Source organism: Streptomyces flavusporus (assembly GCF_046267975.1).
Taxonomy (GTDB): domain Bacteria; phylum Actinomycetota; class Actinomycetes; order Streptomycetales; family Streptomycetaceae; genus Streptomyces; species Streptomyces flavusporus.
Genome location: NZ_CP176503.1, coordinates 9010590 through 9030447 on the forward strand (window position 1 = coordinate 9010590; position 19858 = coordinate 9030447).

General features: G+C 70.6%; 17 protein-coding genes. 9 read left to right on the top strand and 8 right to left on the bottom strand.

Annotation, left to right across the window (positions count from 1 at the left end; all coding sequences use genetic code 11):
• Positions 1 to 12: 12 nt before the first annotated feature.
• Positions 13 to 2004, top strand: a complete 1992-nt coding sequence (locus tag ACKTSN_RS42405; RefSeq protein WP_409473928.1) for a helix-turn-helix domain-containing protein — start codon at positions 13 to 15, stop codon at positions 2002 to 2004.
• A 41-nt stretch (positions 2005 to 2045) separates the two neighbouring features.
• Here ACKTSN_RS42405 and ACKTSN_RS42410 read toward each other — a convergent pair whose 3' ends face one another.
• From ACKTSN_RS42410 to ACKTSN_RS42445, 8 genes are all read right to left on the bottom strand, one after another.
• Positions 2046 to 3431, bottom strand: a complete 1386-nt coding sequence (locus ACKTSN_RS42410; protein WP_409473929.1) for an MFS transporter — start codon at positions 3429 to 3431, stop codon at positions 2046 to 2048.
• A 790-nt stretch (positions 3432 to 4221) separates the two neighbouring features.
• Entirely contained in the window at positions 4222 to 4698 is a 477-nt protein-coding gene (locus ACKTSN_RS42415; protein ID WP_409473930.1) for a carboxymuconolactone decarboxylase family protein, read from the bottom strand.
• Between the two features lie 30 nt (positions 4699 to 4728).
• Complete coding sequence (locus ACKTSN_RS42420; RefSeq protein ID WP_409473931.1) at positions 4729 to 5178, bottom strand: DUF6917 domain-containing protein; 450 nt, start codon at positions 5176 to 5178, stop codon at positions 4729 to 4731.
• Complete coding sequence (locus ACKTSN_RS42425) at positions 5175 to 6128, bottom strand: Gfo/Idh/MocA family protein (protein WP_409473932.1); 954 nt, start codon at positions 6126 to 6128, stop codon at positions 5175 to 5177. Before ACKTSN_RS42425 ends, ACKTSN_RS42420 begins: the two co-directional genes overlap by 4 nt.
• Complete coding sequence (locus ACKTSN_RS42430) at positions 6125 to 7345, bottom strand: Ldh family oxidoreductase (protein WP_409473933.1); 1221 nt, start codon at positions 7343 to 7345, stop codon at positions 6125 to 6127. Before ACKTSN_RS42430 ends, ACKTSN_RS42425 begins: the two co-directional genes overlap by 4 nt.
• Positions 7346 to 7445: 100 nt before the next feature.
• Complete coding sequence (locus ACKTSN_RS42435) at positions 7446 to 8774, bottom strand: M20/M25/M40 family metallo-hydrolase (RefSeq protein ID WP_409473934.1); 1329 nt, start codon at positions 8772 to 8774, stop codon at positions 7446 to 7448.
• Positions 8767 to 9732, bottom strand: coding sequence for a sugar phosphate isomerase/epimerase family protein (locus ACKTSN_RS42440; RefSeq protein WP_409473935.1), 966 nt, complete (start codon positions 9730 to 9732; stop codon positions 8767 to 8769). Before ACKTSN_RS42440 ends, ACKTSN_RS42435 begins: the two co-directional genes overlap by 8 nt.
• Entirely contained in the window at positions 9722 to 10774 is a 1053-nt protein-coding gene (locus tag ACKTSN_RS42445) for a hypothetical protein (protein WP_409473936.1), read from the bottom strand. Before ACKTSN_RS42445 ends, ACKTSN_RS42440 begins: the two co-directional genes overlap by 11 nt.
• A 654-nt stretch (positions 10775 to 11428) precedes the next feature.
• On the opposite strand from ACKTSN_RS42445, the gene ACKTSN_RS42450 reads away from it, so the two are divergent.
• The 8 genes from ACKTSN_RS42450 to ACKTSN_RS42485 all read left to right on the top strand — a co-directional run bounded on the left by ACKTSN_RS42450 (position 11429) and on the right by ACKTSN_RS42485 (position 19846).
• Positions 11429 to 11968 carry an EF-hand domain-containing protein gene (locus tag ACKTSN_RS42450; protein WP_409473937.1) on the top strand — a complete coding sequence of 180 codons (540 nt, stop codon included), beginning with the start codon at positions 11429 to 11431 and terminating at the stop codon, positions 11966 to 11968.
• Positions 11969 to 12134: 166 nt separating this feature from the next.
• Positions 12135 to 12581 (top strand): hypothetical protein, encoded by a 447-nt coding sequence (locus ACKTSN_RS42455; protein WP_409473938.1) that lies wholly within the window; start codon positions 12135 to 12137, stop codon positions 12579 to 12581.
• A 222-nt stretch (positions 12582 to 12803) separates the two neighbouring features.
• The gene (locus tag ACKTSN_RS42460) at positions 12804 to 13334 is read left to right on the top strand and encodes an EF-hand domain-containing protein (protein ID WP_409473939.1); all 531 of its coding nucleotides are present in this window, start codon (positions 12804 to 12806) and stop codon (positions 13332 to 13334) included.
• A gap of 123 nt (positions 13335 to 13457) precedes the next feature.
• Positions 13458 to 14684, top strand: a complete 1227-nt coding sequence (locus ACKTSN_RS42465; RefSeq protein ID WP_409473940.1) for a DegT/DnrJ/EryC1/StrS family aminotransferase — start codon at positions 13458 to 13460, stop codon at positions 14682 to 14684.
• Positions 14681 to 15832, top strand: coding sequence for a DegT/DnrJ/EryC1/StrS family aminotransferase (locus tag ACKTSN_RS42470; protein ID WP_409473941.1), 1152 nt, complete (start codon positions 14681 to 14683; stop codon positions 15830 to 15832). Before ACKTSN_RS42465 ends, ACKTSN_RS42470 begins: the two co-directional genes overlap by 4 nt.
• A gap of 71 nt (positions 15833 to 15903) precedes the next feature.
• Positions 15904 to 16881: a UbiA family prenyltransferase gene (locus ACKTSN_RS42475; RefSeq protein ID WP_409473942.1), complete on the top strand. Its 978-nt coding sequence runs from the start codon at positions 15904 to 15906 to the stop codon at positions 16879 to 16881.
• Positions 16878 to 18257 (top strand): protoporphyrinogen/coproporphyrinogen oxidase, encoded by a 1380-nt coding sequence (locus ACKTSN_RS42480; RefSeq protein WP_409473943.1) that lies wholly within the window; start codon positions 16878 to 16880, stop codon positions 18255 to 18257. The genes ACKTSN_RS42475 and ACKTSN_RS42480 overlap by 4 nt, the downstream gene beginning before the upstream one ends.
• 11 nt (positions 18258 to 18268) lie before the next feature.
• The gene (locus tag ACKTSN_RS42485) at positions 18269 to 19846 is read left to right on the top strand and encodes an AMP-binding protein (protein WP_409475058.1); all 1578 of its coding nucleotides are present in this window, start codon (positions 18269 to 18271) and stop codon (positions 19844 to 19846) included.
• Positions 19847 to 19858 lie beyond the last annotated feature (12 nt).

Consider the following 19858-nt stretch of genomic DNA (forward strand, 5'->3'; position numbering starts at 1 on the left):
AATCCTGTGAGCATGTCCCGCGATCACGTGCACTCCGCCGAGCGTGCCGACGCCGACGCGTCATCGAACAGTTCCACCGCGGCCTCGGCGAGTGGCGCCACCACAGTGCCCGAGAGCAGCGCCGAGGCGCCGTTCCTGGAGCTGCTGGCCCGCGGTGCGTCCGCCGACGCCTTCGAGGAGCCGCTGCTGCGCGCCCGCACCGAGGGCCGGCCGGCCGACCGGCTCGCGGCGCTCGAACACGCCAAGCTGCTCGCGCTGCGCGTGCGGTCGGAGCTGGAGGGACGCCGCCGCCGGGAGGCCGAGCTGTCGGCGCTCTTCGAGACCGCCCACGACCTGGCCGGACTGCGCGATCTGGACGCCGTGCTGCAGGCGATCGTGCAGCGTGCCCGGTCGCTGCTCGGCACCGACGTCGCCTACCTCAGCCTGAACGACCCCGCCCGGGGCGACACCTACATGCGGGTGACCGAGGGCTCGGTCGCGGCCCGCTTCCAGCAGCTGCGGCTCGGGATGGGCGAGGGGCTCGGCGGCCTCGTCGCCCAGACGGCCCGCCCGTATGTCACCGACGACTACTTCAAGGACGACCGCTTCCAGCACACCGCCGCCATCGACGCGGGCGTGCGGGACGAGGGCCTGGTGGCCATTCTCGGGGTCCCCCTCATGCTCGGGCACCATGTGATCGGGGTGCTCTTCGCGGCGGACCGGCGCGCGCGGGTCTTCGAGCGGGCACAGATCGCGCTGCTCGGCTCCTTCGCGGCGCTGGCCGCGGCCGCCATCGACACCGCCAACCTGCTCACCGAGACCCGCTCGGCCCTCGCCGGCCTGGAGCGTGCCAACGAGATCATCCGGGACCGCAGCGCCGTCATCGAACGCGCTTCCGACGTGCACGACCGGCTCGCCGAACTGGTGCTGCGCGGAGGCGGAGTCCACGACGTGGCCGCCGCCGTCTCCGAGGTACTCGGCGGCACGGTCGAGTTCACCGACGCCACCGCCGCACCGACGCAGGCCATGGAGGCCTTCCGTACGGAAGGACATGCGGTACGGCACGAGGACGACTGGATCGCCGCGGTCGCCGCGGGCGGTGAACTGCTCGGCGCGCTCGTGCTGCGCGGACAGCCCGGGCTCGACCCCGTCGACCTGCGCACCCTGGAGCGGGCCGCGATGGTGACGTCGCTGCTGCTGCTCGCCCGACGGTCCGCCGCCGAGGCCGAACAGCGTGTCCGCGGCGAACTCCTGGACGACCTGCTCGACGCCCGCGACCGTGACCCACGCCTGCTGCGGGAGCGCGCCGCACGGCTGCATGCCGACCTCGACGCCACCCATGTCGTGCTCGCGGCGCGCATCGACGGCCCGGCGGCCGACGCCGACCAGGAGGCGGACGCCCGTCGACGCCTGTGGTCGGCCGCATCCCATCTCGCCGCCACCCGCCACGGACTGGCCGCCGCACGCGACGGCGGCACCGTCCTGCTGCTGCCCCTCGACCCCGGCGCCACGGCCACCGACCTGGCCCGCCGCACCGCCCGGCACCTGGGCACCGCCGTCCATGAGGCGGTCACGGTCGGCGCGTCCGCACCGGTCGAGGACCTCACCGCCCGCCCGGACTCCGTCCCCACCGCCTATGAGGAGGGCCGCCGCTGCCTCGACGCCCTGCGGCTCTTGGGCCGCGCCGGGGACGGTGCCGCCGCCGAGGACTTCGGCTTCCTGGGGCTGCTGCTGGCCGGCGACCGGGACATCTCGGGCTTCGTGACCCGCACCATCGGCCAGGTCGTCGCCTACGACGAACGCCGCGGCACCGAGTTGGTGCGCACCCTCGACGCGTACTTCGCCTGCGGGATGAGCCCCGCCCGCACCAAGGACGAACTGCACGTCCATGTCAACACGGTCGCCCAGCGCCTGGAGCGGGTCGGCCGCCTGCTGGGGGACGACTGGCAGAGCCCCGCCCGTGCCCTGGAGATCCAGCTCGCCCTGCGCCTGCACTGTCTGGCGGCCGCCCCGACACGTCAGTGACCCCCGTACGCACGGGCGTACGGGGGTCGTGGCCGGCTGGATCAGACCCGGTGTGCGTCCGGTGTCCGGTCCGCCGTGGACTCCGCTCCGTGAACGGACTCGACGTCGGCCAGGTCCCGGTTGCGGGTCTCCTTCGCCGCCGCCACGACGACGACGGTCAGGAGCACCGCGGCGATCACGTACAGGGAGATGGGCGTCGAGCTGCCGTAGCTGTCCAGCAGCGCGGTGGCGATCAGCGGGGCGGGCGCACCGGCCGCGACCGAGGCGAACTGGGCGCCGATGGAGGCACCGGAGTAGCGCATCCGGGTCGCGAACATCTCGGAGAAGAACGCGGCCTGCGGCGCGTACATCGCACCGTGCATCACCAGGCCCACGGTGACGGCGAGGAGCAGGTTGCCGAAGCCGCCGGTGTCGATGAGCGAGAAGAACGGGAACATCCACAGACCGACGCCGACCGCGCCCAGCAGATAGACGGGACGGCGGCCGATCCGGTCCGACAGCGCACCCCACAGCGGGATGACCGCGAAGTGCACGGCGGACGCGATGAGCACCGCGTTGAGCGCCGTCTGCTTGGAGACCCCGGCGGAGGTGGTGGCGTAGACGAGGATGAACGCGGTGATGACGTAGTAGCTGATGTTCTCGGCCATCCGCGCACCCATGGCCACCAGGACGTCACGCCAGTGGTGGCGCAGCACCGCTACCAGCGGGAGCTTCTCGGCGGCAGCGGTGCTGTCCGTCTTGCGTGCCTCGGCCTGCGCCAGAGCCTGCTTGAACACGGGCGACTCGTCGACGGACAGCCGGATCCACAAGCCGACGATCACCAGCACACCGGAGAGCAGGAACGGAATGCGCCAACCCCAGCTGACGAAGGCGCTGTCGGAGAGCAGAGCGGTCAGCAGGGACAGCACACCGGTCGCCAGAAGCTGCCCGGCCGGCGCCCCGGTCTGAGGCCACGAGGCCCAGAAGCCGCGCCGCCGCGCATCCCCGTGCTCCGACACGAGCAGAACGGCGCCGCCCCACTCACCGCCGAGCGCGAAACCCTGCACAAGACGCAGCACGGTGAGCAGCACCGGCGCCGCCGTGCCGATCGTCGCGTGGGTGGGCAGCAGCCCGATCGCGAAGGTCGCCCCGCCCATCATCAGCAGGCTCAGCACCAGCAGCTTCTTGCGCCCGAGCCGGTCGCCGTAGTGCCCGAAGACCAGGGCACCCAGCGGCCTGGCGGCGAAGCCGACCGCGTATGTCAGGAACGAGAGCAGCGTGCCGACGAGCGGCTCGGACTCGGGGAAGAACAGCTGGTTGAAAACGAGCGCGGCGGCAGACCCGTACAGGAAGAAGTCGTACCACTCGATGGTGGTGCCGATGAGGCTGGCGGCGACGATGCGCTTGAGATTGCCGGGCGTTGGGGGAGCGGATGCTGCGGAGGCCATGTGCGCCACTTCCTCGTGTGCGGTGGGGACGGGTACGTGTGGGCACACCGTAGGAACGTGCAGGTCAGGCGCACATATGGCGGGACAACATAGTTCCGGGGCGAGGTATCCGCGCGGCCCCCATGCCCGCTCGCCAGGGGGTGGTTCAGCGGCTGGAATGGGGCAGGAACGGGCTGTGTCTGTGATGCGTTATTAGGTGCGATTTGACGGTGGCGTGCTGACTCCCGTGCTGGTTTGGTGCTGACTAAAAGCCCACGTCATTACCCGTCTTAACCGCTCCCGTGCTGACTTGGTGCTGACTACGCTCCGTTGAACTCGGGCATCTGGGGCTGATCGGTCAGGAGTAGTTGCGTTGTATGTGGCCGGAGCGGAGAGACTAAGTTCCACGCCCTTGCGGCTCAGTCTCTGCGTGCATGGCCAGGGAGCCGCGTTTGGATGCGATGCATATCAATTCCAGCAGGTTCTTCGTCTCACGGTGGTACACGCGCCGCACCGCTGCTGACCAGCAGGAACGGTGTCTGTGGCTGCTCTGGGCGGGGCGTCGGCCCATGAATGGTCCGGATCTTGGTTGGCTCGGAGCGCATGGGGTGAGATCAGCGCGGCCGCGGGCGCGGATGTCGACCTGATTTGCGATCGCCGCGACTGACGCGGAAGTCGCGGCCGGGCCAGCCGGGACAGGCCAAGGACCCGTTGCGCTTCGGCTGGGTGGCGACCATGAAGGAGAACCGACCCGCGACGGGCATCACGTGTACCGAACTCGCCCAGTTCGCAGCCGAGTCCGGCCTGGCGATCACCGTCTGTCACCTGCGCCGCCTCGGTCAGGGCCCGGTGAGCTGGCCACCAGGCGGGTGCTGACGGCGATCCGGTTCCAGGCGTTGACGGTGGCGACCGTCATGACGAGCGCCACCAGTTGCCGGTCGTCGTAGTGGGCGGCGGCTTCGTTCCACACGGCATCGGGCACGCCCTCCGTGCCGAGGCGGGTCGCGGCGTCGGTCAGGGCGAGCGCGGCGCGTTCGGCCTTGCTGAAGAAGGGGGACTCGCGCCAGGCCACGAGGGAGAACAGCCGTTCGTCGGGCTCTCCGGCGTTCTTGGCGTGGTGACTGTGCAGGTCCACGCAGAACGCGCAGCCGTTGAGCTGACTGGCCCGCAGCTTGACCAACTCCCGTAGCGGCGCCGGCAGCGGACTCGACGAGAGGTACTGCTCCAGGCCCAACATGGCCTGATAGGCGGCGGGCTCCAGCTCGGCGAGGTTGATACGAGGGTTCACGAGTACTCCTGGTGAGCGGGTCGGCACGCGTCAGCCGTCGGTGATCGGGCTGCCGCCGGGCGGGGGCGGCATCTGAGCCCGCTGTTCGAACCTGACCTCGGCTTCGGGTGCGAGACCGAACTGCGGGCCGGTGAGCGGTTCGGGCACCGAGATGAGGATGTTGTAGTGGTTCGGGAAGTGACAGGCGTCGAATCCCAGGACCGTCCCCACCCGGCCCCCGCCCGCCCAGACCTCATCGCCCCGGTCGATGACACCGGCGCATCCGGCCTCCACGAAACCCAGAAAGCCGACCCGGTCGATCCGGGCACCGGCAGCGGTCTCCGTGTGGTCGGTGGTCACCAGCTCATGCACCTCCCCACGACGGACACACCGGCTCGCGAACCTCTCCAGAGTCATACCCCGGTCGTCACGCCGGTGGGTGAGCACCTTCACCAGCTGCCCGTACACGGTGCGTTTGGCACCGTCCTCTCCTGGGGTCATGGGTGGGGCACCTCCTGTCGGGGGCGGGACCGGCCGATGCGTTCATACGCGTACGTGGCGGCCACCAGCTCAAGGGCGGCCAGGCCGTCGGGGTCGTTCCGGCGGCGGCCGGACAGCACGTCGGTGAAGTCCCGCAGTACGCCTACGTATTCGTGCCGCAGGGACCCCTTGAACTCCGGATGGCCCGCGAGCATGTCGGCACGGTCCATGGTCCCGTCGGCAAGTCGCACCTCGACCGTTTTGCGCTCGCCGGGACAGGACCAGTCGAGCGCTACCCGGGCCGCCGCGCCGGACGGGGCGTACAGCAGCACCTGCGCCTGCCGGTCGACGCCCTGTGCATCGCGGTGCACGGTGGCCTCGGTCACCCGGACATCGCCGAGGAACAGGCGAACCAGGTCGAACGCGTTGGGCCCGTTGTCGGCGACGCAGCCGCCCCCACAGCGCTCCGGGTCGAGATACCAGCGGTCCTGACCGGCGTGTTCCTCGATCGTCTCCTCGTAGCGCACCGTCAGTGACGCGATCGGCGGGCCGGAGGCGATGCGTTCGCGGAGCGCGTTCACCTCACTGTTGTAGCGGCGGTGGAAGGAGGTGAACAGCACGGCACCGCTCTGCCGGGAGAGCCGTACGAGGTGGTGGCCGTCGTACGCCTTCGTGGCGAGCGGTTTCTCCACGCACACCGCACGTCCCGCCGCCAACGCGTCCCTGCACACCGGGTAGTGAAGGTCGTTGGGCACGTTGACCACCACGGCGTCCAGGTCCGCTGCCCGCAGCAGTTCACGGTGGTCGCGGTAGCGCGCGACCTGCGCAGGTGCGGTGGCGAGCCGGTTTTCGTCGGGGTCGCATACCGCCACCAGCCGCGCGCACGCCTCGCGTTCGAGTGCGGCCAGGTAGAAGCGGGAGATGACGCCGAGGCCGATGAGGCCGATGCGGGGAATGCGGGGGATCGTCATGTCGGGCTCCCCGCCTCGGTGGGTTCCACCGCTGCCGGGAAGCGAAGACCGCTGTTCCGGGCCAGGTCGAGCATCTCCCGGTGCAGGGCCGCGTCGAGCGGGACGCCGTGAGCGCGCCGGTCCCGGCAGCGGGCGTCCTCCGGCCAGCCGGGATAGCGCACCGGCTCGTCCGCCCGGACCGGCGGGCAGCCGAGGAGGGCACCGAACAGGTCGGCCGCGTCGGTGAGGAACTCCGCCTCGGACCGGAGCCGCCCGGGGGCGATGGCGAGCATGAAGTAGCCGATGTCGTCATCGGGGCCGACCGGCTCCGCCTTGTTCTCCTGCGGGCCGAGTCCGGCTCCGGGAACGAGTGCGGACAGCACCTCCACCAGCAGGCCCAGCCCGAAGCCCTTGTAAGCACCGGTGTGCGGGTCACCGCCGAGCCAGCACAGGTGCGCCTGGCCGCGGTCGAAGGCGGCCGGGTCGGTCACCGGCGCGCCGTCGTCGTCCTGCAGCCAGCCCACGGGCACGCTCTGCCGGGCCCGTGCCGCGGCTCGGACCCTGCCGGTGGGGGCCACCGTGGTGGCCATGTCCAGGACGAACGGCGGTCGGTCTCCGGCCGGGGCGGCCAGCGCGAGCGGGTTGGTGCCGAGCATGGGGACCCGTCCGCCGAGCGGGCGGACGATCCGCTGCCGGCCGCAGTTGGCGGTGACCAGGCCGACCATGTGGTGCCGGACCGCGCGCAGGGCATGGTGGCCCGTGCAGCCGAAGTGCGTGGCCCCCCGTACCGAGACCATGCCGACCCCGTACTCGCGGGCGCGCTCGACCGCCAGGTCCATGGCCTCGGTGGCGGCCCACAGCCCGAGCGCCCGGCGGGCGTCGAGGAGGACCGAGGCACCGTGGTCGGCGACGATCCGCGGCTCCGCCCGCGGGTCGCACCGGCCCGAGTCGAACAGCGGCAGGTAGAGCCGGGTGAGGTTGGTGATGCCGTGACTGGTGAAGCCCGTCAGGTCGCCGTGGCACAGTGCCTCGGCAGCGACTCCCGCGCGGTCCTCGGGCAGCCCCTTGGCGATGAGGACATTGGCCACGAAGGCAACGAGGTCCCTGTACGGCACCCGCACGCCGGCCTCGCCGGGGGCCGGGGGCGGAACGGCATGCGGGCCGGAACGGGGCGCCGCAGCCGTCACCGCGGTGGGGGCTGTCGAGGTGGTGGAAGTGGTGGAAGCCGTCGAGGTCATCGAGAAGCGATCCTGTCCGCGGCCGCGCCGGGCGCGGCCGCTGAGTGAGTGTGTGGTTCTACGGCGGCACCGCCGCCGGGTGGCGGGTGGCGGACGCGGGCTACGAGAATGCGGGCGATGTCGTCGGCGTACTGGTCCAAGTCGTCCAGGTCGACGTACTCGCCGGCGGCGTGCGCGTGGTTGGTGTCCAGGTTGCCGGGGCCGAAGACCGCCGTGTAGCTGTCGGGGACCTCCTCCATCCAGATCGCGTCGCAGGTGAAGGCCGGCTCCTCGTCGGGCCAGCGCACCAGGCCCGCCCCTCGTTCCAGCAGTTCTTCGGCCCACGGCGCGCGGCCTCGGCCGTCCAGGGCGGGGAGGCCGCGTTTGTACCAGTGCAGAGACGTGATCCGTGCCGCGTCAGCGGCCGTTCTGGCCAAATCGTGGGTGTCGGCGGCCCCGGAGGAGAAGTCGGCGAGCGCCTCACGCAGCGCCTGCCGCAGCGCGGCTTCGGCGGCTCGGCCGGTCGGCCGTGAACCGTAGGAGACGTTGAGCAGCAGCCGACCGCGTAGACCCGGTTGTGCCGCTCGCCGGTGTACAGGCCGGCCACGCACACCCTGCCGTCGCCGATTCGCGGTGGCAGGGCGCGGGCCAGGTAGTGGCTGATGTGCCCCAGCAGCACGGTCGCGTTGTGCCCGGCCGCGGGGCGATCGTCCACCGCGTCCTCGCCGTCAACGCGTACGAGGGCTGTCATCGATGCCGTCGAACGTGGCAGGAAGCGGTGCCCGGTGGGCTCGCAGAACAGGTTCAGCCCGCCGGTGAAGCCGTGCTCCACCAGTGGCCTGGTGCCGAACGTCCCCATGGCACCGCCTTCTTCACCGGCGACAGCCTGGATGAGCACGCCGACCCGGCTGCCGAGGGCCGGCTCGGCAGCCCGAGCCGCCCGGATGCCGGCGAGCAGGGCGACGGCGGGGCCCTTGGCGTCGATCGCTCCCCGGCCGGTGAAGCGTCGTCCGTCGAAGTGGGCCGGCCACCACCCGGCCACCGTGTCCAGGTGGACGTTGAACATCACCGTGTCCCGCCGCGGGAGCTCCGGGCCGAGGCGCAGCACCAGGCTGGGCTGCCGGGCCAGGAACGTCTCGTCCTCCGCCGCTTCCCGGACCGTCAGCGGTACGTCGTCCCGGCGCAGCACTCCCGGTTCCGCCGGGGCGTGGCGCAGCACCCTCAGGCCGAGCGTCGCGGCAGCCGCCGCATAGGCCCGTCCGGCGTCCCACAGGCGCACGGCGGGGCCGTCGGCGCCCGTCTCCAGCGGCCCGGCCGTGGGAGTGTCGAGCAGGTCGAGCAGCAGGTCGTGATCGGCCGGAGTCAGCCGCGCGGGAGACGACAGGGCAGCGGAAGGCGACAGGGCAGCGGATTCGGCCGGGGGAGGGAGCTGGGCCGGGACGTCAGCCATGCTGCCCCCCACCGGCGACGGGGGTGCGGGCAGGCGGGGCTTCCTGCCGCACGAGCCGCTCCAGGCACCGGCCGTAGCGGACGAACGCCGCAACACCGTCGGAGCTGGTGGCGTCGTGGTCCTGGTGCGGCCGTAGGTGGGTGTGCGGTTCGATCGACCAGGCCCCGGTGTAGCCGTGGTCGAGGAGGGCCCTGAGACAGGAGCGCACGCCGGACTCCCCGTCCCCCGGCAGCGTGTACGTGACGCGGCCCTCCGCTCCGGTCCGAGCATCCTTGACGTGCACGTGAGCGACATGGTCGATGACGTCGCCCAGCAGCGCCCGGGCGTCGTAGCCGTATGGCACCCCGTTGCCGATGTCGAAGAGCAGCCGCAGCGCGGGGCTGCCGATGCGGTCGAGGAGTTCCAGCATCCGGTCGGCCCGGGTACCGGCCCAGCCGCTGCAGTTCTCGTGCAGCAGCACCAGCCCCTGCTGCTCCGCCTGCCGGACCAGCAGGGCCATCCGGTCCAGCACCCGCTTGCCCCACTCCTCCTCGTCCAGGCCGGCGTTGGGGTAGGACATCACCCGGACATACCGGGTGCCCAGGGTGGCGCAGCGCCGGGCAAGCAGCCGCAGCTCCGCCACATCGTCCTCGAAGCGGCCGGTGATCGGGCGGCTCCAGTTGGCTATCCGGGAGTCGACGCAGACGACGTCGAGGCCGGCGGCCGCGATCCGGTCGGCCAGGGCGTCGAAGGCCCGGTCGTCCAGGTCGGCGATCGCGACGCCGTTGACGTTGCGTAACTCGATCGCCTTCCAGCCCAGTTGGCGCAGCGCGTCCAGTTGCCCGGCGGGATCCGCCGCCGCCTCGTCCCCGATGCCCGCGAAACGGATGCCGGGAGCCGCACGTCCGATGTGGTCGTCCTCGGTCACGCCGTACCGGGGCCGCTGAGGGCCCGCTCCGGAGGGGAGATCAACGACCATGGGTGATCGCCTCCTTGGAACGGGTCCCCCTGGCGGTGGGTGGTACGGCCGCCGGCTCGCCGACCGCCAGCCGCTTCGCCTCGTCGAGAAGTTCGACCGTTCGCACATGAAGGCCGAGGTCGTCGGTATCGGCTCCGTCGCCGCCGTCGATGAAGCGTCGGTAGGCCTGTGTCAGGCATGACATGAGCGAGTCGTCGCGGAGGACCTCACGCGCGGTGTGGCCGTCACGGGTGATCTCCAGCTGGGCGAAGTCGTCGTCCTCGCCGACCGCGTAGTGCCCGACGACCCTGCCCTCCGCCATTTCGAGGGCGATCTGCCGCTGGCGTACTGGTGCCGACAGGTCGGACAGCACCTCGCTCCGGACGCCACCCGCATGCCGCAGTTCGAGGCGCGCGCTGCCCATGCGCGGCACCGTCGTCCTCCCCACCCGCAGGTCGGCGCCGGCGGCACTGTACACCCGCGCGTCACCCAGGAGGCGCAGGAGGACGCCCACCGCATGCGGTGCCTCCACGTCGAAGGCGGAGGTGTGACTGCTGCCGCCGAGGGAGCGCCGGAACCGGGGCTTGTGCTGGGTGACGGACACGGAGCGCACCGCGCCGAGCCTTTGGTCGCCCACCAGCTGGACGAGACGCTGCGTCAGCGCGCTGTGCAGCCAGGGCGCCACCACGGACAGGCGCAGCTCGTGTTCCCGTGCGACGTGCAGGATGCTCCGGAGCGCCTCCCGGTCACCGGCCAGCGGTTTCTCCGTGAGGATCCGCGAGAACCCGAGCGTGGCGACCTCGCGGAGCACCTCGACGCGCACGGCGGGCGGGGTGCACAGATGGACGACGGTGCGCGCCGGGTCGAGGAGATCGCACGCGCGGTGCAGGGAATCGGTGATCAGCAGATCCCGCTGCTCGATGGGTGGGGTGTTTCCGGGGTCCACTCCCACGATCGGGTGGTCGGCGAACGTGCCGAGGGCTTGGGCGCGCGCACGCCGCAGCAACGGCACATGCAGTCCCAGGCCGGCGCGGCCCAGGCCGACGATCAACGTGCACAGCATGGCTCGACCCCCTTGTACATCCTTTCCGAACGCCACTCACGGGTGTTGATTCGCGCGCGAATACGGAGTCGAGTGAACTGGGCACAGGTTGGTGAATGAGCTTGAAAATGTTCTGCATACCCATCCCGTCGTCCCCTGAAACGCGCGCTACAGTCCTCGTGAAATGTGCGGCGAAAGGGGGGCAGGTTACGTTGTCGCGGCTTCGAAGCATCGTATCCACTGATGGCCTTCTTCATGCTTGATCGCCGATTCTTCTGTCGGCGAGAAGATGGCCGAAATGCATGTCGAAGGCGGCCGCAGTGTCCGGTCGGCCCGGCAGATGCCGCCCAGGGGACCGATTCCGGTCTCGCGGCCGAACCTACGGGCGAAAACAATCGGCCGTGCGGAGGTGCTCAACATTGCGGGAGAAATGTTTCTGCGGTCTTCCGGTCGCCGGCCCCTCCGTTGACAGCCCTCGATAGGTGCTAGTACTCATGTATTTTGCAACGAGGCGTTGAATGTTCGCCTTGCATGGGGCGGTCGATCGCCTGGACCTGTACTCGGGTTTTTCAATTCTCCCTCGGGGATTCCGGAAAGGTGGCCCTTTCGGTTTCCCATGGATTCGGGTGCGAGACTGCCGATTTTCGCCGCAGCTTTTCGACGAAGAGGAGTGAGATGTCCAACAAGACTGCCCAGGTCGAGCGTCTCCGGCAGCGTTTCGCGCTGTACGACACCAACGGGGACGGACGTATCGAACGCGGCGACCTGGAGGCGGAGGCCCGGCGTATCGTCGAGGCCTTCGGCGAGCCGGAAGGCTCCCCCAAGGCCCAGGCGCTGCTGCACGCGTATCCGCATATGTGGGACTACATGATGCAAGAGGCCGGCCGCGGCGCCGGGCAGGCCCTGTCGGTCGAGCAGTTCATCGAAATCGCCGGCACCCAGATGCTGAGCCAGGGCGCGGTCGGCTTCAGCACCATGCTCCGGCCCAGCATCCGCGCGATGGTCGACCTGTGCGACGTCGACGGCGACGGGCAGGTCAACCCGGCGGAGTTCGGGAAGTGGCTCGGCGCCATCGGCAACGACGGGATCGACGCGGACGAGGTGTTCCGCCAGGTGGACGCCGACGGAAACGGGCAGCTGTCCGTCGAGGAGCTCGTGGCCGCGGTGGGCAAGTACCACGCGGGCGAGCTCGACGCCCCGCTTCTGGGTGTCTGAGCCGCAGGCCGACGGCAGGGGCCGCTCCGGGCGCGGTGCACTCGGAGCGGCCCCATGTCCGCGGACACTGCGGAGCCCTGCGGGCCCCGGGGGCGGGACCATGCCCGCCGAGTCCCGCGAAGCGGGTCAACGGACCGATGTCGCGGGCCCGGTGGGGCCAGCGCCTGTGACCAGGCTGCCCCTGGTACGTGCCGCACTGGTGCTGCTGTCCCTGGGGCAGGGGTTGCCGGCAGGGTGGGCTCTGTTCGCGCCGCGATCCTTCTACGACGGGTTTCCTCTCCCGGGCTTGGGGTGGGTGACCAGGTTTCCGCCGTACAACGAGCACCTGGTGCGCGATCTCGGCGCCCTGTCGCTCGGGCTGACGACGGTCCTGCTGTTGGCCGCCGTGTCCCCCGAGCGGCGCCTGGTGCGGGGGGCGGCCTTCGGATGCCTCGCCTTCACGGTTCCGCACCTGGTGTTCCATGTGGCGCATCTCGGACGCTTCGACACCCCGGACGTGGTCGGGCAACTCATTTCCCAGGTGGCCCCGATCGCCGCATCGGGGTTGGTTCTCCTGCTGAGTCGGCGGGGTCATGGGGTGGGCGCATCAAAGCGCATGGAGAAACAAGGATAATAGTATTTGGCCACGGTGGTGATGGCTATCGGTAGCCGCTCCGGATTTGGCCGTCAGGAGCGGCTTGAATGTGTGCCGTCCCGCTGTCCGATAACGCGTTTCGGCCATGCGTGGAATGCGCGTGGCGCGATTCTTTCTCACTCATAGGAGTGGGTTATCGGGGGCCCGTTCCGGTAAGTATCTGAATCGCAGTCCAGAGAAGGAAACGAGAAAGGAAGAAGCATGAGCACTTCCGTACAGGAAAAGCGTCTGCGTCGCCGTTTCGACATGTGGGACAAGAACGGCGACGGCACCATCGATCGCAGTGACTGGGCAGGCGAGGCAAAGCGCATCCTGCTCGCGTTCGGGGAAAGCGAGAGCTCCCCGAAGGGCCGGAATCTCACCGACGCGTACCTCGGTATGTGGGAGTATGTGGCGGGGGAGGCCGGAGTCGGCAGCGACGGGGCGCTGGGCTTCGACGAGTTCAAGGGCGTCGCGGCGGACAAGGTGCTCGAGCGCGGGCAGGCCGGCTTCGACCAGGTGCTGCGTCCGACGATCAGCGCGATCGCAGACCTGTGCGACACCGACGGCGACGGTCAGGTCAGCCCCCCGGAGTTCCGGCGCTGGATCCATGCCATCGGCAGTGACGAGTCCACGGCGGACACGGCATTCAAGCTGATCGACACGGACGGCGACGGTCAGCTGTCGGTCGAGGAGCTGATCGTGGCCGTACACCGTTACCACTCCGGTGAGCTGGAGTTCTCCCTGCTCTGACCGTCTGTGACTCACCCGGTCCTGCGTGCGGCGCCCCCCGGCCCACCGGGGGAGCGCCGTCGTTGTAGCCCCTTCCTGCCGACTGCTCGGCTCGCCTCCGCCACCACCGACACGAGAGGAAACATGCGCAACGCATCCTTCGGACAGAGGTACGGCGGGCGCGGCATGGCGACCGGCGCCGTGGTCGGCACCTCGGGGCCGGTGCCCTTCTTCACCCAGGCCAGGACCTTCGAAGCCCTCTGGCCGGACATCCGGGCCCGGCTGACCGAAGTCATCGACGACGGCAAGTTCTCACACGGCCGGCAGGTCGCCCGGTTCGAGGAGGCACTGGCCCAGTGGACCGGCGCACGCTACGCGGTGGGCGTGAACAGTGGCACCGACGCCCTGGTGCTGCTGCTGCGCGCCTGCGGACTGCAGCCCGGCGAGGAGGTCATCGTCCCCGCATTCACCTTCGTGGCCTCGGCCTCCTCCGTCGTGCTGGCCGGCGGCCGCCCGGTCTTCGCCGACATCGACCCCGTCACCTACACGATCGACCCCGAATCCGTGGCCCGCTCGGTCACCCCGCGCACCCGCATGATCATGCCCGTCCACCTGTTCTGCCAGATGGCCGACATGGACGCGCTGCTCGACATCGCGCACCACCACCGGTTGACCGTGGTGGAGGACAGCGCGGAGGCCATCGGCATGCGGTGGGACGGCGTACACGCCGGGCTGCTGGGAGCCGGCGGTGTGCTCTCGTTCTTCCCCACCAAGACGCTCGGGGCCATCGGCGATGCCGGGGCGATTCTCACCGACAATCGTCAACTCGCGGAGGCCGCAGCGGCGTTGCGCCACCACGGGCGCTACGGCCGGACGCTGGCCCACTTCCCCGGAATCAGCAACGAGACCGCCGTCAACGGTGTCAACAGCAAGATGGACGACATACAGGCGGCTGTCCTCCTCGCCAAGCTCACCCAGTTGCACGAGGACATCGCCCGCAGGGCCCGACTCGCCGCCGCCTACACCGAACGGCTGGCCGGCACACCCGGCGTACTGCGACTGCCCACCGTGGTGCCCCGCACCGTACGGACCCACCCCGTCTTCTACGTCTACCTCATCGAGGTCGAGCGGCGTGACGAACTGGCCGGGTACCTGGCCGAGCACGGCGTGGGCACCGAGACGTACTACCCGACCCCGCTGCACCTCCAGGAGTGCTTCGCCCATCTGGGATACCGCCGCGGCGACTTCCCGCACGCCGAGACGGCCTGCGAGCGCACGATCGCCCTCCCGCTGTACCCCGACATGAGCGTCGACGACGTCGACACGGTGTGCGACCTCGTCCGCCGTTTCCCGACCAGGAGGCCGGCGTGACGATTGCCTTCTTCGCCCGGGACCTCTTCGAGGCCGACCGGCAGGTGCTGCTGGACCTCGTCCACGACATCGGCACCGCACCGGAGCAGAGGTTCCTGCTCGGCGAGCACACCGCCCGTTTCGAGGAGGCCCTGTGCACCTCGCTCGGCGCCGCCGACGTCGTGGCCTGCTCCAGCGGCACCTCCGCGCTGACCCTCGTACTGCACGCCATGGGTGTCGGACCCGGCGATGAGGTGGTCGTACCGGCCTACGGTTGCGCCCCGCTGGCCAACACCGTGGCAGGGCTGCGGGCGACGCCGGTGTTCGCGGACATCGACCCGTGGACGATGGTGGCCGACCCCGACGAGGTGGAACGGGCGATCACCGACCGGACCCGGGCCATCATGCCGGCGCACATGTTCTCGGTGATGGCCGACATGCCCCGCATGCGGGACATCGCCCGGCGTCACGGCGTGCGCCTGGTCGAGGACTCGGCGGTCGCCCAGGGCGGCGTCCTCGACGGCCGCCCCGCCGGGACCTGGGGCGAGGCCGGAGTGTTCTCCTTCGTCCAGGTCAAGACCTTCGGAACAGCCGGCGAGGGCGGCGCCGTCGTCACCATGGACCCCGAACTCGGACATGCCGTCAGGGCGTTGCGCAACCACGGGCAGAGCGAGCGGTTCGTCTACTCGCGCACCGGCTACAACAGCCGATTCGACGAAGTGCTCGCGGCTTTCCAGCTCCACCGGCTACCCGGCTTTCCCGAGCTGCTGCAGCGCCGGGCTCGCATCGCCGACTACTACACCGAACGCTTCACGCCGCTGCGCGAGCGAGGAGTACTGCCCCCTCCGCCGGGCCGGAACGGCCGCTGTTTCTACGTGTACTCGCTGCTCGCCGAGGAGCGGGACGAACTGAAGCGGTATCTGGCCGACCGGGGCATCGAGAGCCACGTCTACTACCCACTCCCGCTGCCGCACCAGGCCGCCTTCACCCGGTTCGCGCCCGCGGACCGGAGCTGGCCGCACGCGGAGAGCGCCGCCCGACGCCAACTGGCCATCCCCGTCCACCCGCGGCTGACCGACGCCCAGGTGGAACACATTGCGGACACGGTCTGCGCCTACGCCGACCCGCGCAGGGCCGCTAACCAGGCGACGGCGCGTCACCAGCCGTAGCAAGTCCCCCGCCGGTCGCCGCCTCAGCGGGCGTCCCGGTCGACCCGAACACACTCGAAGGAGCGGAGCGGATGACGAGCCGCACCGAGGCCGGACCATTCACGTCCGGAATCGCACGTCCCGAGAGCAAGATCCGCAGCTATGCCCGGCTGGGCAAACTCGATGTCTACGACTACTACCCGAGCGTCGCCGTGGCATTGTCCGCGGTGCTGCTGCCCGTCTCCGGCCTGCCGCCCGCAACGATCGTGACGCTTGCCCTGTTCCTCTTCGGCGCGGTCTTCGTGATCGTGGCGATGGTCTCCCTCGACGACGTGACCGGCTACCGCGACGGCAGCGACGCCGCTAACTACGGCCCGGACGACCCGCTGCGCAACAAACTCCGCAAGCCGCTCGTCGCGGGAACCCTGACACTGCGCGAAGCGCTCGGTTTCGGGTGGGCCACCGCCGCCATCGGCGCCGTCCTGTGGGCCGCCGCCATGGCGACAGCCCCGTACCGGCCCACCTGGACCGTGGTGCTGGTCGTGGTCCTGTTCGTGTTCTCCGTCCAGTACTCCTACGGGCTGAAGATCAGCTATCGCGGCTTCCAGGAGGTCTTCCTCGCGGGGCTGGGCGCGGCGTTGGTGATGGGGGCGTACGGGCTGGCAGCCGGCCACTTCTCCGGATTCCTGTTGGTGCAGGGGGTGCTGTTCGGTTTCGGACCGCTGTTGTTCGGCGTGTACTCCAACACCAACGACATCCCCGGGGACCGGGCCGTCGGGCGTCCGACCGTGGCGTGCCTGGTCTCGCCCAAGGGCAACGCCGTCTTCATCGGTTCGCTTTCCGCGGCGGAGTTCCTGATCGGCGCGGTCGCCTCCGCCGTCGGGATCGCCCCGTGGTGGTTCGTGCTCCTGATGCTGCCCGTCACGGTGCTGCGCGTGCGCCAATACCTCACCGGCTTCCGCCAGGGGGACATCATGCGCGCCCGCAAGCTCGGGTTCCCGGCGCACCGGGTCAGCACGGTGCTGCTGATCACCGCGAACCTGATCGTCGGCGCGGGGGCCGCCGGATGAGCCCCGATCTCGACGTGGCCGTGGTCGGCGCGGGCATGGCCGGGCTGACCGCCGCACACGAACTGCGGCGTGCGGGTCTCGAGGTGCGGGTCTTCGAGGAGCAGGAGCACGTCGGTGGCCGGATGCACAGCTTCAAGCAGGACGGCTACACGATCGACGAGGGTGCCGAACAGATCTCGGAGCAGGGCTACCGCGCGACGTGGGAACTGCTCTCGCGGCTGGGCGTGCCGAAACACGACGTGCCGCGCATCGGCAAGTCGGTCGGGGTGTGGCGCGGCGGACGGGCCCACCCCGGCGTGGCGGACATCTCCGCGGTGCTCACCGGCGCCGGGCTCTCGCCCCGTGCCCGGTTGGATCTCGCCCGGATCCTGGCCTGGACAGGGGCGCACCGCCGGGAGTTCGACGCCGACCACCCCGAACGGACCCCGGCAGGGACTTTGACGGTCAGTCAGTTCGCGCGGCGGTATCACCGGGACGTGCACGACTACCTGCTCCAGCCGGTCGCCGGCAGTTTCTTCGGCTGGGACACCGCGCGCTCCGCGGCGGCGCCGATGCTCAGTCTGCTGCTGTCGGTGGGTCCGGCCGCAGGCTGGCGGACGTACCGCGACGGCATGGACCTGCTCGCCCGGCGGCTGGCCGAGGGACTCGACGTGGTCACCGGCAGCGAGGTGCACGAGGTCGTCACCGAGGAAGGCTCCGTGCGGCTGCGCGTCGGGGGCGACAACGTCACGGCGCGCTCGGTGGTCCTCTGCGTGCCCGCTCCGGTCGCGGCACGCCTGCACGTCAACGCCCCCGCCGACGAGCTTCCGTTCCTGTCGGCATGCACCTTCACCCCCACGCTCAAGGTCAGCTGCCTGCTGGACCGGCCGCTCGCGCCCCCGTCCCGCAAGCCGTTGTACGTCCTGCTGACGCCGGATGCGGAGGACGACGTGCTCTCCGCGATCATCGTCGACCATGCCAAGCACCCGGGCCGGGCGCCCGCGGGCAAGGGACTGCTGACCCTGATGGCCGACGCCCGCATCATCCCCGAATTGCTGAACGCGCCGGAGCGGCAGACGGCCGACCGGCTGGTGCGGGCGGCCACCCGGTACGTCCCCGGTCTGGACACGACCGCCGGGCGCCACTTCGTGCACGCCTTCACCCACGGCCTGCCCGAGGCGACCCCCGACGCCCTGCGCCGACGCGCCCGGTTCATGGCGCGTGCCGCACGGCCGGTGGAGTACGCCGGGGACTGGGTGATGCTGCGGCCGGCCAGCGAAGGCGCGGTGCGCTCGGGCGCGCTCGCGGCCTCCCGGGTCCTCAGCCGGCTGCGGCCACCCCGGTCGGTCGGACGAACCCGCCCAGCTTCCCGACCCACCGAGGAGAACGTCTCGTGAAACCGCACGACATGGGCGTCCTGTTCGACGAGTGCGCCGAGCACCGGGTCGCCACGCTCGTCCACCTGGACCGGCCTTTCGACATCGACGCGGGCACCCGGACCCACTACACGCTCCCTCAACTCGCCACGCTCGTACGGGAGGCGGCCGGCTGGCTGGCCGCCGCCGGGGCCGGCCCCGGCGACCGGGTGGCGATCGTCAAGGACAACCACTGGGACTACGACCTGCTCGCCTGCGCCGCCGTGCGCGTCGGCGCCGTACCCGCGCAGCTGTCCGCGCACCTGTCCGGTGAGGCGCTGGGGACGTTGCTGGCCCGGCTCGGCCCCGCCCTGCTCGTCACGACGGCACAGGTGCTGGAACGCGGCCGGAAGGAGGGCACCGACCTGTCCGCGGCCGCACGAGCGACCCTGGTGCTGGACGGCGCCGTGCCGGGGACGCTGGGCATGGACGACGTACGCGGACACACCGCCCCCGGGCCTCACCGCAGACACGACGACGAGCCCTTGGTGATCAACCACACGTCGGGTACCACCGGTGTGCCCAAGTTGGTGGTGCACTCGACCCGTACGATCATCGGCAAGCTGGCTCGGTTCGAGAGCGTGCGGTTGCCGCGGATCGGCCTGCGACGCAGCGACATCCTGGTCAACGCGAGCGCGTTCGCCCATGGCAGGACGTTCTGCTGGACCGCGAGCGCCCTGTGCATGGGCCCCGCCGAGATCTCGATCATCACCACGCAGGACCCGAACCTCGCCGACCCCGTGCTGCGCGCCCATCCGCCGACCGTCCTGGAGGCGCTGCCCGCCTCGTTCGTCCGCTTCCAGCCGCTGACCGGAGGGTTGGACAACCCGTTTCGGCGAGTCCGCATGGTCATCAGTACGTACGACGCCATGCATCCCCCCACCGTGCGGGCGTACCTCAGAGCGAGCCGGCACCGCCGTCCCGTGTGGGTGGAGGGGTGGGGGCAGACCGAGACGGGACCGCTGACCTTCCGCTTCCACACCCGGCAGTCAGTCCACAAGGCATCGGGTGGGGCCGGCACCCGGAACCTCGGACGTCCGGTGCCCGTGAAGACGCGGCTGCGGGTGGTCGACGCCGACACCTTGCGGTCCCTGCCGCGGGGGCGGGCGGGCCTGGTACTGGCCAGAACCGCCGCCTGTGCCCTGGGCTACGTCGGCGAGGAAGACCGCTGGTCGGCCAAGCGCCACGGCACCTGGTGGAACACCGGCGACATCGGCGCCCGCAACCGCGACGGAAGCATCGAGCTGCTCGACCGCGAGGTGGATCGCACGCCGCAGCTCAGCTGTCTGCGGACCGAGGACCTCTTGGAGGGCCGGTTGCCGCAGGCCCTGGAGTGCGTCGTCCTCGCCGAGCTGGGCCGGGATCCGCTGCCGGTCGTGGTCACCGCCGACGGCGCCCTGGACCAGGCCCGCTGGAAGGAAGCGGTGCGAGACCTGCCGCCCCTGCGCGAACCGGTCGCACTCACCTGGGACCAAGTGCCGCGTACCGGAACCGGCAAGGTGCGGCGCGGGGAGTTGCTGCACCGCCTCACCGGTCGTACCGACACCTACGGCTCCGGCCGGTGGACCTGAGACGGGACAAGG